The sequence below is a fragment of the Enterobacter sp. BWH64 genome (assembly GCF_001037645.1).
Taxonomy (GTDB): domain Bacteria; phylum Pseudomonadota; class Gammaproteobacteria; order Enterobacterales; family Enterobacteriaceae; genus Enterobacter; species Enterobacter hormaechei_C.
In genome coordinates this window covers 2570159-2583326 of sequence record NZ_KQ089922.1, presented here as the reverse complement: position 1 = coordinate 2583326, position 13168 = coordinate 2570159, and the positions used below count along the sequence as shown (strand labels likewise).

Annotated in this window: 14 protein-coding genes; 13 read left to right on the top strand and 1 reads right to left on the bottom strand. The window is 55.5% G+C overall.

Features of this window, described 5'->3' with window-relative positions; genetic code table 11:
* Positions 1-16 precede the first annotated feature (16 nt).
* Positions 17-1189 (top strand): MalY/PatB family protein, encoded by a 1173-nt coding sequence (locus SK50_RS12450; RefSeq protein ID WP_017693545.1) that lies wholly within the window; start codon positions 17-19, stop codon positions 1187-1189.
* A 96-nt stretch (positions 1190-1285) separates the two neighbouring features.
* On the top strand, positions 1286-2284 hold the full coding sequence (add, locus tag SK50_RS12445) for an adenosine deaminase (protein ID WP_015570661.1): 999 nt from the start codon (positions 1286-1288) through the stop codon (positions 2282-2284).
* Positions 2285-2340: 56 nt separating this feature from the next.
* On the opposite strand, the gene SK50_RS12440 is transcribed toward add, so the two are convergent.
* Positions 2341-3381, bottom strand: a complete 1041-nt coding sequence (locus SK50_RS12440; protein WP_048229495.1) for an oxidoreductase — start codon at positions 3379-3381, stop codon at positions 2341-2343.
* 239 nt (positions 3382-3620) lie between these two features.
* Here SK50_RS12440 and blr point away from each other — a divergent pair, with 239 nt between their 5' ends.
* The 11 genes from blr to dtpA all read left to right on the top strand — a co-directional run bounded on the left by blr (position 3621) and on the right by dtpA (position 13094).
* Positions 3621-3746 (top strand): division septum protein Blr, encoded by a 126-nt coding sequence (blr, locus tag SK50_RS12435; protein WP_151884424.1) that lies wholly within the window; start codon positions 3621-3623, stop codon positions 3744-3746.
* Between the two features lie 229 nt (positions 3747-3975).
* The gene (gene ydgT / locus SK50_RS12430; RefSeq protein WP_000217941.1) at positions 3976-4191 is read left to right on the top strand and encodes a transcription modulator YdgT; all 216 of its coding nucleotides are present in this window, start codon (positions 3976-3978) and stop codon (positions 4189-4191) included.
* Positions 4192-4276: 85 nt separating this feature from the next.
* On the top strand, positions 4277-4717 hold the full coding sequence (locus tag SK50_RS12425; RefSeq protein ID WP_017693547.1) for a DUF2569 domain-containing protein: 441 nt from the start codon (positions 4277-4279) through the stop codon (positions 4715-4717).
* Between the two features lie 76 nt (positions 4718-4793).
* Positions 4794-5375, top strand: a complete 582-nt coding sequence (rsxA, locus tag SK50_RS12420; RefSeq protein WP_000133206.1) for an electron transport complex subunit RsxA — start codon at positions 4794-4796, stop codon at positions 5373-5375.
* Positions 5375-5953, top strand: coding sequence for an electron transport complex subunit RsxB (rsxB, locus tag SK50_RS12415; RefSeq protein WP_015570664.1), 579 nt, complete (start codon positions 5375-5377; stop codon positions 5951-5953). Before rsxA ends, rsxB begins: the two co-directional genes overlap by 1 nt.
* A complete protein-coding gene (rsxC, locus tag SK50_RS12410; RefSeq protein WP_048229494.1) occupies positions 5946-7967 on the top strand; it encodes an electron transport complex subunit RsxC in 2022 nt (673 codons plus the stop codon). The genes rsxB and rsxC overlap by 8 nt, the downstream gene beginning before the upstream one ends.
* Positions 7968-9020 (top strand): electron transport complex subunit RsxD, encoded by a 1053-nt coding sequence (gene rsxD, locus SK50_RS12405; protein ID WP_015570666.1) that lies wholly within the window; start codon positions 7968-7970, stop codon positions 9018-9020.
* Between the two features lie 10 nt (positions 9021-9030).
* Complete coding sequence (rsxG, locus tag SK50_RS12400) at positions 9031-9651, top strand: electron transport complex subunit RsxG (RefSeq protein WP_048229493.1); 621 nt, start codon at positions 9031-9033, stop codon at positions 9649-9651.
* Positions 9652-9653: 2 nt separating this feature from the next.
* Positions 9654-10340 carry an electron transport complex subunit E gene (locus tag SK50_RS12395; RefSeq protein WP_003857592.1) on the top strand — a complete coding sequence of 229 codons (687 nt, stop codon included), beginning with the start codon at positions 9654-9656 and terminating at the stop codon, positions 10338-10340.
* Positions 10337-10972: an endonuclease III gene (nth, locus tag SK50_RS12390; RefSeq protein WP_048229492.1), complete on the top strand. Its 636-nt coding sequence runs from the start codon at positions 10337-10339 to the stop codon at positions 10970-10972. The genes SK50_RS12395 and nth overlap by 4 nt, the downstream gene beginning before the upstream one ends.
* Before the next feature lie 613 nt (positions 10973-11585).
* Entirely contained in the window at positions 11586-13094 is a 1509-nt protein-coding gene (dtpA, locus tag SK50_RS12385; protein WP_017693548.1) for a dipeptide/tripeptide permease DtpA, read from the top strand.
* Positions 13095-13168: the final 74 nt, after the last annotated feature.

Genomic DNA, 13168 nt, shown 5'->3' with positions numbered 1-13168 from the left:
TTTACGGAGCACCGTCATGTTTGATTTTTCAACCGTCGTGGATCGACACGGCACCTGGTGTACCCAGTGGGATTATGTCGCTGACCGTTTTGGCGCTGCCGACCTGCTGCCCTTCACCATCTCTGATATGGATTTCGCCACCGCCCCCTGCATTACCGATGCGCTGCACCAGCGAATAAACCACGGGGTGTTTGGCTACAGTCGCTGGAAAAATGACGAATTTCTGGCCGCCGTGGCGCACTGGTTCCGGCAACGCTTTAACAGTCAGATTGATACCGAAACCGTGGTGTATGGGCCGTCGGTCATTTATATGGTCTCGGAGCTGATCCGCCTCTGGTCCTCGCCTGGCGACGGCGTGGTGGTCCATACCCCGGCTTACGATGCCTTTTATAAAGCCATCGAAGGCAACCAGCGTACCGTTGTTTCCGTGCCGATGCAGAAAACAGCGTGTGGCTGGGAGGGCGATATGGCCGCGCTGGAAGCGGCGCTGTCAAAACCGGAAAACAAGGTGCTGCTGCTGTGTAGCCCGCAAAACCCGACCGGCAAAGTCTGGACGCGGGAAGAGCTGACCACAATGGCGGCCCTGTGTGAACGTTATGACGTAGCGGTGATCAGCGACGAAATTCATATGGACATGGTTTGGGGCACGCATCGTCATACCCCGTGGAACGAGGTTGCGCGCGGTAAATGGGCGCTGCTGACCTCGGGTTCCAAAAGCTTCAACATTCCGGCGCTGACGGGTGCCTGGGGGCTTATCGCCGATGACGCCAGCCGTAACGCCTATCTGAATGCATTAAAAGGTCGGGACGGACTCTCTTCCCCTTCCGTGCTGGCGCTGACCGCGCACATTGCTGCCTACCGACAGGGAGAACCCTGGCTGGACGCGCTGCGGACCTATCTCGAAGAAAACCTGCGCTACATTGCTGACGAACTGAATACTGCATTTCCGACACTCATCTGGCAACCGCCCGAGGCCACCTATCTGGCATGGATCGATCTCAGCCCGCTTGGCATTGATGACAATACGCTGCAAAACGTGCTGATTGATCAGCAAAAAGTGGCCATCATGCCGGGATATACCTATGGGGATGAAGGTAAAGGCTATGTGCGTCTGAACGCTGGCTGTCCGCGTAGTAAGCTTGAACAGGGCGTTCAACGCCTTATCGCTGGCATCAACACTCTGCTGTAAATCATTTGCGCAACGGAATATCCCCTTGCGCAAATAGCTTTTTACCCCGTTTTGTTTTTATAATATGGCGCACTTTAACCAGCAAAGAGTGCGACCATGATTGATACACGCCTGCCTTTAACTGATATTCACCGCCACCTCGACGGAAACATTCGTGCCCAAACCATTCTCGATCTTGGTCGCCAGTTCAATTTAACCCTCCCTGCCGAAACGCTTGAAACCCTGATCCCGCATGTTCAGGTCACGTCGAACGAACCGGATCTGGTGAGTTTTCTGAGCAAGCTCGACTGGGGCGTGAAGATGCTGGCCTCGGTCGATGCCTGTCGCCGTGTCGCCTTTGAAAACATCGAAGATGCCGCGCGTAACGGCCTGCACTATGTCGAACTGCGTTTCTCCCCGGGCTATATGGCGATGACCCACAACCTCCCCGTAGCGGGCGTGGTTGAAGCGGTCATTGAAGGCGTGCGTGAAGGCTGCAAAACCTTTGACGTTCAGGCGCGTTTGATCGGCATTATGAGCCGTACCTTCGGTGAAGCGGCCTGTCTTCAGGAACTGGAAGCATTACTGGCGCATCGCGACCAGATCACCGCCATCGACCTGGCCGGTGACGAGCTGGGCTTCCCGGGCAGTCTGTTCCTGTCTCATTTCAACCGCGCACGTGATGCAGGATGGCATATTACCGTTCATGCGGGCGAAGCTGCGGGGCCGGAAAGCATCTGGCAGGCCATTCGTGAACTGGGTGCAGAACGTATAGGTCATGGCGTGAAAGCCATTGAAGATCGCGCGCTGATGGATTTCCTCGCCGAACAACGTATTGGAATCGAATCCTGCCTGACCTCCAATATTCAGACCAGTACAGTGGCGTCGCTGGCGCAACACCCGCTGAAAACCTTCCTCGAACACGGGGTGCTGGCTTCGCTGAACACGGACGATCCGGCGGTTCAGGGCGTGGATATTATTCACGAATACAACATCGCCGCACCACAGGCCGGGCTGAGCCGCGAGCAGATCCGTCAGGCGCAAATCAACGGGCTGGAGATCGCCTTCCTGACGCCTGAAGAGAAACAGGCGCTGCGCGATAAAGTTGCTCAGTAGTCCTCTTTACTGCCGGGTGGCGCTGCGCTTACCCGGCCTACGAAAGCGTTTGGCACTTATGCCAGACAAAGCGTTGCGCGATGTTTGGCAGATTCGATCCCGAGCTCGATGAGCTCCATAATCTGGATTGCCTGGCTTGCGGGAACCGGATTTTCACCTGAACCGTTCAGCGCGTCACGAATGGCGGCGTAATACGCCGGATAGTTCCCCGGCAGGGTCAATACCGTCTCTTCAACCAGTACCTCACCCTCCGCACGCGTCACCACCCCGTCGCGCATGTCGTAGCCCCAGTCCTCCTGCGGTAAGCGTTCGCCATTTTTGAGGCGCTCTTCCTGCGGATCCAGGCCGAACTTCACATAGCTGCCGCGCGCCCCGTGAATGATATAGCGGGCCGATTCCGCCGCCGCAAGCATTGTCCCGTGCAGCACAATGCGCCGCTGCGGATAACTCAAAATGGCATGGAAATAGTCGGTGGTCTGCGCCCCCGGCCTGAGCTGCGCTAAATCGACCGTCATGCTCACGGGCAAACCAAACAGATGAACGGTCTGATCGAGAAGATGCGGCGCTAAGTCATACCAGATGCCGCTACCCGGTCCCGCCTGCTCGCGCCAGCGATCTCGCACCTGCGGACGATAACGATCGAAGTGCGACTCAAAAAAGGCAATTTCGCCGAGCGTGCCTTCGTTTATCAGCGCCTTAACCGTCAGGAAATCGCTGTCCCAGCGCCGATTGTGAAAGACCGATAATAACCGACCCAGACTTCGCGCCAGCGCATCCAGCTCGCGCGCCTGTGACAACGTCACGGTGAAGGGCTTATCGACAACAACATGTTTCCCTGCCTCCAGCGCCGCTTTCGCCAGGGGGAAATGAGTGTCGTTAGGAGTAGGAATGACAATAAGGTCAATATTAGGATCGTTAAACAGATGCTTAGGCTCCGTTACCACCGGCACGGCTGGCCAGTCGGCGCGGACCTTAGTCTCATCGCTGCTTGTGATAGCCGCCAGTTCCATTCCCGGCGTGCCGGCAACCAGCGGTGCATGAAAGGTTTTGCTTGCGTACCCGTAGCCAATAAGACCGACGCGGATGTTTTCACTCATCGTTTGCCCCCTCGCTGTGCGCTTATTTATCACTGGCCTTGTGCTTAACGCACAGATTAATAATGTGCCCTGTGAGTTAAAATAGCATCTTGCGACAGCGTTTTTTGTTACCTCGCATTAAAGTGTGTATATGGGTTCGGGGAATCGTTCCCAAAGCGCTTGCTCTGGCGAAAAGGGCGCTGTAACATTTGTAATCTGTATTTATGGATAAATTACAAACACAAATTATGTCGTCAATAATTAATCGAATCATTGAATTAGCGGGATGGATTGTCCTTGGGGTTTCAGTCGTGTTGCTCGGCATCGCCAGCCATATCGATAACTACCAGCCGCCGGAGCCTGTTACTGTCGCACAACAAAAGTAAGCCGTGTCGTCATAAAGCGTGACACGTTACGTCATGGAACGTATTGCCAGCCGTAATGAACGGGGTTACCCTTCTCTTCCAGGCATCTGCTGATGCCTGAATCTTCGCAAAGAAAACTCCTAATTTCGTCGCGTTACCCGAGTGGACAGTTTACGTCTTTATTAATCCGTTTATTATTCGAACGCATTACCTTTATGGGTATTACCCTTTTATATGGAAACTTATTAACATGACAGTTCAGGACTATTTATTAAAATTTCGCAAGATCAATTCCCTTGAAAGCCTGGAAAAACTGTTTGACCATCTGAACTACACGCTGTCGGATAATCAGGACATCATCAATATGTACCGCGCTGCTGACCATCGTCGCGCCGAACTGGTCTCTGGCGGTCGTCTGTTCAATGTGGGGGAAGTGCCTAAATCCGTATGGCGTTACGTTGTATAAGAAAGTAGCCTTCGGCGTGAAATGTTATATACTCTCCGCCCTGCAAATTTCTGTATAACATTTCGCGCAGACTATGGGAGAGCGTATGACCGCATTGCCTGGAGAGAGAATTGGGGGCTGGTTAATCGCCCCGCTGGCATGGCTGCTGGTGGCATTATTAAGCGCTTCGCTGGCGCTGTTGCTATACACCACCGCACTGGTTACGCCTCATGCTATCCAGACACTGATGTCCCAGAGTGCGCTCAATATTGCAACGTGGTTTGTTTCGTTCGTTTTCGCGATCGCGATGTGGTACTACACGCTGTGGCTGACTATCGCCTTCTTCAAACGCCGCAAAAACGTGCCAAAACATTACATTATCTGGCTGCTGGTCTCCGTGCTGCTGGCTGTCAAAGCATTCGCTTTCTCGCCAGTGTCTGACGCGCTGGCGGTTCGCCAGTTACTGTTTCCGCTACTGGCGACGGCGCTTCTGGTCCCTTATTTCAAGCGTTCGACGCGCGTTAAGAAGACCTTTGTCAACCCGTAATAACCTTACAGTTAACCTGTTGTGGCCTGTTGTCGTTTATCCGATAATAGGCGGCTATTTTATTTCAGGCTAAATAATGACCGATTACTTACTGCTCTTTGTCGGAACTGTGCTGGTTAATAACTTCGTACTGGTGAAGTTCCTTGGCCTGTGCCCGTTTATGGGCGTCTCCAAAAAGCTGGAGACGGCAATGGGCATGGGGCTGGCGACCACCTTCGTGATGACGATGGCCTCCATTTGCGCATGGCTGATTGATACCTGGATCCTGATCCCACTGGACATGCTCTACCTGCGCACCTTGTCCTTTATTCTGGTCATTGCGGTTGTGGTGCAATTTACCGAGATGGTGGTGCGGAAAACCAGCCCTGCCCTGTATCGCCTGCTGGGCATTTTCCTGCCTCTCATCACCACCAACTGCGCGGTGCTGGGCGTGGCGCTGCTCAATATCAACCTTGGGCATAATTTCCTGCAATCGGCGCTGTACGGTTTTTCCGCGGCGGTCGGTTTCTCTTTTGTTATGGTCCTGTTCGCCTCGATTCGCGAGCGTCTGGCCGCGGCGGATATTCCCGCGCCGTTTCGCGGTAACGCCATCGCTCTGGTGACCGCAGGTTTAATGTCTCTGGCCTTTATGGGCTTTAGTGGTCTGGTGAAGTTGTAATGAGTGCTATCTGGATTGCCATCGCGTCCATCAGCGTACTGGGACTCGTCTTTGGCATCATTCTGGGTTATGCCTCCCGCCGGTTTGCGGTGGAGGACGATCCGGTGGTTGAAAAAATTGATGAACTTTTACCGCAGAGCCAGTGCGGGCAGTGTGGCTACCCTGGCTGCCGCCCTTACGCTGAGGCGGTGGGCGTGCAGGGCGAAAAGATCAACCGCTGCGCACCGGGTGGCGAAGCGGTCATGCTTAAAATAGCTGCCCTGCTGAACGTCGATCCCCAGCCTGTCGACGGCGATGAACAGGCCCAGGAGCCCGTTCGTGCCCTTGCTGTCATCGACGAAGCCAACTGCATTGGCTGCACCAAATGTATTCAGGCGTGTCCTGTTGACGCCATTGTGGGCGCAACGCGCGCGATGCACACCGTTGTGGCGGATCTGTGCACCGGCTGTAATCTCTGCGTGGCGCCCTGCCCGACGCAGTGTATAGAACTACGCCCGGTTGAAACGACTACTGAAAGCTGGAAGTGGGACCTTCAGACCATTCCGGTTCGCAATATTCCTGTGGAACAACATGCTTAAGTTATTTTCTGCCTTCAGAAAAGAGAAGATCTGGGATTTCGACGGCGGCATTCATCCGCCTGAGATGAAATCGCAGTCTAACGGCACGCCGCTGCGCCAGATCCCGCTGGCGACCCGTTACGTTATGCCCCTTAAACAGCATATCGGCGCGGAAGGTGAACTGTGCGTGAAAGAAGGCGATAGCGTTCTTCGCGGCCAGCCGCTGACCTTTGGTCGCGGACGGATGTTGCCGATACATGCCCCGACTTCCGGTAAGGTGGTGGCTGTTGCCCCCCATACCGTTGCCCATCCGTCGGCGTTGTCTGAGCTGAGCGTGATCATTGAAGCCGATGGTGAAGACCGCTGGATCGATCGTGACGGCTGGAGCGACTACCGTTCCCACAGCCGTGAAGCACTGATTGAACGCATTCATCAGTTCGGCGTGGCGGGTCTGGGAGGCGCAGGCTTCCCGACCGGCGCTAAGCTTCACGGCGGCGGCGATAAAATCGAAACGCTGATCATCAACGCCGCCGAATGCGAACCGTACATCACCGCCGATGACCGTCTGATGCAGGACTGTGCCGCGCAGGTGGTGGAAGGGATTCGCATTCTTGCGCATATTCTGCAACCCCGCGAAGTGCTGATCGGTATTGAGGACAATAAACCGCAGGCCATTTCGATGCTGCGTGCGGTACTGGCGGACAGCCACGATATCGCCCTGCGAGTGATCCCGACCAAATACCCGTCCGGCGGGGCAAAACAGCTGACGCAGATCCTGACCGGCAAACAGGTTCCCCACGGGGGCCGTTCGTCCGACATCGGCGTGCTGATGCAAAACGTGGGAACCGCCTACGCGGTGAAACGTGCGGTGATTGACGGCGAGCCATTGACCGAGCGCGTCGTCACGCTGACCGGCGAGTCCGTCTCCCGTCCCGGCAACGTCTGGGCGCGTCTGGGTACGCCGGTGCGTCATCTGCTGGAACAGGCTGGCTTCTGCCCGGGTAGCGATCAACTGGTCATTATGGGTGGCCCGCTGATGGGCTTTACCCTGCCGTGGCTGGATGTGCCGGTGGTGAAGATTACCAACTGCCTGCTCGCCCCTTCCCCAACGGAGATGGGCGAAACGCAGGAAGAGAAAGGCTGCATACGCTGTAGCGCCTGTGCGGACGCATGCCCGGCAGATTTACTGCCGCAGCAGTTGTACTGGTACAGCAAAGGCCAGCTGCACGATAAAGCCCAGGCGCATAACCTGGCTGACTGTATTGAATGCGGTGCCTGCGCCTGGGTCTGCCCAAGCAATATTCCGCTGGTGCAATACTTCCGTCAGGAGAAAGCCGAAATCTACGCCATCTCCATGGAAGAAAAACGTGCCGCTGAAGCGAAGGCCCGCTTTGAAGCGCGTCAGGCGCGACTGGAGCGCGAGAAACAAGCCCGTCAGGAACGCCATAAGCAGGCTGCCGTCCAGCCTGCGGCGAAAGATCAGGATGCCATTAACGCAGCCCTGGCCCGCGTGCGCGAGAAGAAAGCCACCGCCGCCCAGACGGTTGTGATCGCTCCGGGAGAAAGACCGGACAACAGCGAAGCGATTGCGGCCCGCGAAGCGCGTAAAGCCGAAGCTCGCGCGCGTCAGGCGGAGAAAGCGCAACACGCCAAACCGGAAGCCGACATCGACCCGCGTAAAGCGGCGGTGGAAGCGGCTATCGCCAGGGCAAAAGCCCGTAAGACCGGTCAGCAGACAGTGGTGGTTGAACAGGAAGCGACGGATCCGCGCAAGGCGGCCGTTGAAGCCGCTATCGCCCGTGCCAAAGCACGAAAAGCGGCACAGGTTCAGCCTGCCGAAGAGAGTGAAGCGCCTGTCGACCCGCGTAAAGCCGCCGTTGAAGCGGCCATCGCCCGTGCCAAAGCACGAAAAGCGGCACAGCAGGACGAACGGCCTGCGGCCGCCAACGACGATCCACGCAAAGCCGCAGTCGCCGCCGCGATTGCGCGCGTTCAGGCAAAGAAAGCCGCGCAGCAAGCCGTTAACGAGGATTAAATGGTTTTCAGAATTGCAAGTTCCCCTTATACCCATAACCAGCGCCAGACATCGCGTATTATGATGCTGGTGTGCCTGGCCGCGCTGCCAGGTATTGCCGTACAGTGTTGGTTTTTCGGCTGGGGTACGCTTTTCCAGTTAGTTCTGGGTTGCGCCAGTGCCGTCGCAGCGGAAGCAGCGATCCTGAAGCTGCGCAAAATGGAAGTGACTCGCATCCTGAGCGATAACTCCGCCCTGTTGACCGGCCTGTTGCTGGCCATCAGCATTCCCCCGTTCGCCCCGTGGTGGATGGTGGTATTGGGAACGGTGTTTGCGGTGATCATCGCCAAGCAGCTGTACGGCGGGCTGGGCCATAACCCGTTTAACCCGGCGATGATTGGCTACGTGGTACTGCTGATCTCCTTCCCGGTACAGATGACCAGCTGGCTGCCGCCGCATGAGATCGCCGCCACCGTCCCCGGCTTTATGGATGCCCTGCACGTTATCTTTACCGGCCACACCGCGCTGGGCGCAGATATGAACGCGCTTCGCATGGGCGTGGACGGCATCAGCCAGGCCACCCCGCTCGATACCTTCAAAACCTCCCTGCGTGCCGGACACAGCGTGGAGCAGGTGATGAAATCGTCTATTTACAGCGGCGTACTGGCGGGTGCTGGCTGGCAGTGGGTCAATCTGGCCTATTTGTTGGGCGGCGCGTTCCTGCTGCAACAGAAGGCGATCCGCTGGCATATTCCGGTGAGCTTCCTGGTGACGCTGGCCGTCTGCTCGACGCTCGGCTGGGTCATCTCACCTGAGTCACTGGCCAGCCCGCAGCTCCATCTGCTCTCCGGCGCGACCATGCTCGGGGCATTCTTTATTCTGACCGATCCGGTCACCGCGTCTACCACCAACCGTGGTCGTCTGATTTTCGGCGCGCTGGCGGGCTTGCTGGTCTGGCTTATTCGCAGCTTTGGCGGTTATCCGGACGGCGTGGCATTTGCCGTGCTGCTGGCTAACATCACCGTTCCGCTCATCGACTACTACACGCGGCCACGCGTGTACGGTCATCGCTAAGGGTCACGCCATGCTAAAAACAATGCAAAAACACGGCGTTACGCTGGCGATCTTCGCTGCCGCCCTCACCGGGCTGACCGCGCTGGTAAATGAACTGACGAAAACTACCATTGCAGAGCAGGCAATTAAGCAGCAAAAGGCGCTGTTCGATCAGGTGATCCCATCCGACCTCTACGATAATGACCTGCAAAAAAGCTGCTTTGTCGTACAGGCTCCGCAGCTCGGTAAAGGACCCCATCGCGTTTATATTGCCCGCAAGGGCGATAATCCCGTGGGTGCCGTCATGGAAGCCACCGCGCCGGACGGTTACTCCGGTGCGATTCAGCTGCTGGTGGGCAGCGATTTTTCCGGCACCGTGCTGGGCACGCGCGTGACGGAGCATCACGAAACGCCGGGCCTTGGCGACAAAATTGAAACACGCTTAAGCGACTGGATCTTACACTTCGCCGGAAAGATGATTCATGGCGAAGACGATCCTGCTTTCGCGGTGAAAAAAGATGGCGGCGAGTTTGACCAGTTCACGGGCGCCACGATTACCCCGCGCGCGGTGGTCAACGCCGTCAAGCGCGCCGGGCTGTATGCCGAAACGCTGCCCGCGCAGATCAATCATCTTTCCACCTGTGAGGAGTGACCATGAGCCAGGTTAAAGAGGTTATCGTCCAGGGTCTCTGGAAGAACAACTCCGCGCTGGTACAGCTGCTGGGGCTGTGTCCGCTGCTGGCGGTGACGTCTACCGCCACCAACGCGCTCGGGCTGGGACTGGCGACCACGCTGGTGCTGACCCTGACTAACTTTTCCATTTCTGTTTTGCGCCGCTGGACGCCGTCGGAAATCCGTATTCCGATCTATGTCATGATCATTGCGTCGGTGGTCAGCGTGGTGCAAATGCTGATTAACGCCTACGCATTTGGCCTGTACCAGTCGCTCGGGATTTTCATTCCGCTTATCGTGACTAACTGTATTGTCGTAGGCCGCGCTGAAGCCTTTGCGGTGAAAAACAATCCGGCCATATCCGCGCTGGATGGTTTTTCCATCGGCATGGGCGCGACTGCCGCCATGTTCGTTCTCGGCTCTCTGCGTGAAATTTTGGGCAACGGTACGCTCTTCGACGGTGCGGACGCGCTGCTTGGCGGCTGGGCGAAGTCGCTGCGTATTGAGGTGTTCCATACGGACACTCCGTTCCTGCTGGCCATGCTGCCGCCTGGCGCCTTCATTGGCCTTGGAATGATGCTGGCGTTAAAATACCTGATTGATGAAAAACGTAAACGCCGCGCCGCTGAGCGCAGCGTACAGGAAGGGATCCCCGAGAAAGCAGTATGAATAAAGAGAAACGCATTGCGATTCTGACGCGCCTGCGCGATGAGAATCCTCATCCAACGACAGAGCTGAATTTTAACTCGCCGTTTGAACTGTTGATCGCGGTGCTGCTCTCTGCACAGGCGACGGACGTGAGCGTCAACAAAGCCACGGCCCTGCTCTACCCTGTCGCCAATACGCCGCAGGCCATGCTGGAGCTGGGCGTTGAAGGTGTGAAATCCTATATCAAGACCATTGGCCTGTTTAAAAGCAAGGCCGAAAACGTCATTAAGACCTGCCGGATCCTGCTGGAGCAGCACGGCGGCGAAGTCCCGGAAGACCGCGCTGCGCTTGAAGCGTTGCCGGGCGTCGGGCGTAAAACGGCAAATGTGGTGCTGAACACGGCGTTTGGCTGGCCGACCATCGCCGTGGATACCCATATCTTTCGCGTCTCTAACCGCACCCGGTTCGCGCCGGGTAAAAACGTGGAAGAGGTGGAAGAGAAGCTGTTAAAAGTGGTCCCTGCGGAATTTAAGGTGGACTGCCACCACTGGCTGATCCTGCACGGACGGTATACCTGTATTGCCCGTAAGCCACGCTGCGGTTCCTGCATTATCGAAGATCTCTGCGAATACAAAGAAAAAGTCTATCCCTGAGCGTAAACCACCTTACTTCTTACCTGTTCAAGCCCTTAAAATTAACAAGGGCTCTGATATCTTCCCGATTGACCATAAATTGCCCTCTCTTTCTCCTTTACGCATTGTCGATTCTTCGGTCATTTAACACTCAAACAGGTTAATAGTTTTTTCATCACCAAAAATTTCTATACATCTGTGATCGCGATCACTCTGATAACCTGATGTTGGATTTTTGTTGTTAAAACCCGCCCACCCCCTTTGTCAGACAAGATTTCATCGATTCCACACCGCACATAAGACCAATCATTTTTCAGAATATGGGCTATATCACTGCCAATCACCCAAAATAGCAGAACATATCGCCATACAGCCGTTGAACAGGGTCGTTTACAGTGAAAAAAACCATCAATTTTGAACGGATGAGATTTAACGCTGTATAACATTTGCATGAACCGATGATTATACCGCCAGAGTTATATGTAACAGATTATTACAAACGTATTGCCAGATGGGGCTGGATAGTGAACATTACCCGCCGTTTCCCCTCCCAATATAACTATAAAGCGGATGGACTACGGTCATCACGCTATGAACACCCCCGTTAATATGGGATGTAAAAAAAGAGGTATATGTGTCTACTGCAAACAATAAACCAACAGATGAGAGCGTAAGTCTTAACGCTTTCAAACAGCCTAAAGCGTTCTATCTCATTTTCTCGATCGAATTATGGGAACGTTTTGGCTACTACGGCCTGCAAGGGATCATGGCGGTTTACCTGGTTAAACAGCTGGGTATGTCTGAAGCTGATTCCATCACGCTGTTCTCTTCCTTCAGCGCCCTGGTGTATGGCCTGGTCGCTATCGGCGGCTGGTTAGGCGATAAAGTTCTCGGTACTAAACGAGTCATTATGCTGGGCGCCGTTGTTCTGGCGATTGGCTATGGGCTGGTTGCCTGGTCCGGGCACGATGCAGGTGTGGTTTACATGGGCATGGCTACCATCGCGGTAGGTAACGGCCTCTTCAAGGCGAACCCGTCTTCCCTGCTCTCTACCTGCTACAGCAAAGATGACCCACGTCTGGACGGTGCATTTACCATGTACTACATGTCCATCAACATCGGTTCCTTCTTCTCTATGCTGGCAACCCCATGGCTGGCCGCAAAATTCGGCTGGAGCGTAGCGTTTGCGCTGAGCTTCGTGGGTATGCTGATCACCGTTGTGAACTTCCTGTTCTGCCGTAGCTGGGTTAAAGACTATGGTTCAAAACCAGACTTCGAACCCGTGCACATGGGCAAACTGCTGGCAACCATCGTCGGCATCGTGATCCTTGCCGCTGTCGCCACCTGGCTGCTGCACAACCAGGGCGTTGCACGTGCCGTACTGGGCGTGGTTGCGCTGGGTATCGTGTTTATCTTCGCGAAAGAAGCCTTTGCGATGCAGGGTGCGGCACGTCGTAAGATGATTGTGGCGTTCATCCTGATGCTGGAAGCGATCATCTTCTTCGTTCTGTACAGCCAGATGCCAACGTCTCTGAACTTCTTCGCTATCCGCAACGTTGAGCACTCCATCCTTGGTATCGCGTTCGAGCCGGAGCAATATCAGGCCCTGAACCCGTTCTGGATCATGATTGGTAGCCCGATTCTGGCCGCTATCTATAACAAGATGGGCGACCGTCTGCCTATGCCGCACAAGTTCGCTATCGGTATGGTGCTGTGCTCTGGCGCGTTCCTGGTGCTGCCGCTGGGGACGAAATTCGCCACCGACGCGGGTATCGTGTCTGTTAACTGGCTGATCCTGAGCTATGCGCTGCAATCCATCGGTGAACTGATGATCTCCGGTCTGGGCCTGGCGATGGTTGCGCAGCTGGTCCCTCAGCGTCTGATGGGCTTCATCATGGGTAGCTGGTTCCTGACCACCGCTGGCGCGGCTATCATCGCAGGTAAGATTGCGAACCTGATGGCGGTACCAGACAACGTTACCGACCCGCTGGTTTCCCTGAATGTCTACGGCACCGTGTTCATGCAAATTGGTATCGCGACCGCCGTGATTGCCGTGCTGATGCTGCTGACCGCACCTAAACTGAATCGTATGACGCAGGACGACGACAAATCCGCTAAAGCGATCAAAACCGCGAACGCGTAATGTCATCGGGAAACGACTGAACAGAAGCCGCTAATTGATTAGCGGCTTTTTTTTTATCCGAACGCGCACTAACA

What these genes read in the sequence shown, in the direction of transcription:
- SK50_RS12450 (WP_017693545.1), top strand. Translation starts at nt 17, where the DNA reads ATGTTTGATTTTTCAACCGTCGTGGATCGACACGGCACCTGGTGTACC.
- add (WP_015570661.1), top strand. Translation starts at nt 1,286, where the DNA reads ATGATTGATACACGCCTGCCTTTAACTGATATTCACCGCCACCTCGAC.
- SK50_RS12440 (WP_048229495.1), bottom strand. Translation starts at nt 3,381, where the DNA reads ATGAGTGAAAACATCCGCGTCGGTCTTATTGGCTACGGGTACGCAAGC.
- ydgT (WP_000217941.1), top strand. Translation starts at nt 3,976, where the DNA reads ATGACAGTTCAGGACTATTTATTAAAATTTCGCAAGATCAATTCCCTT.
- SK50_RS12425 (WP_017693547.1), top strand. Translation starts at nt 4,277, where the DNA reads ATGACCGCATTGCCTGGAGAGAGAATTGGGGGCTGGTTAATCGCCCCG.
- rsxA (WP_000133206.1), top strand. Translation starts at nt 4,794, where the DNA reads ATGACCGATTACTTACTGCTCTTTGTCGGAACTGTGCTGGTTAATAAC.
- rsxB (WP_015570664.1), top strand. Translation starts at nt 5,375, where the DNA reads ATGAGTGCTATCTGGATTGCCATCGCGTCCATCAGCGTACTGGGACTC.
- rsxC (WP_048229494.1), top strand. Translation starts at nt 5,946, where the DNA reads ATGCTTAAGTTATTTTCTGCCTTCAGAAAAGAGAAGATCTGGGATTTC.
- rsxD (WP_015570666.1), top strand. Translation starts at nt 7,968, where the DNA reads ATGGTTTTCAGAATTGCAAGTTCCCCTTATACCCATAACCAGCGCCAG.
- rsxG (WP_048229493.1), top strand. Translation starts at nt 9,031, where the DNA reads ATGCTAAAAACAATGCAAAAACACGGCGTTACGCTGGCGATCTTCGCT.
- SK50_RS12395 (WP_003857592.1), top strand. Translation starts at nt 9,654, where the DNA reads ATGAGCCAGGTTAAAGAGGTTATCGTCCAGGGTCTCTGGAAGAACAAC.
- nth (WP_048229492.1), top strand. Translation starts at nt 10,337, where the DNA reads ATGAATAAAGAGAAACGCATTGCGATTCTGACGCGCCTGCGCGATGAG.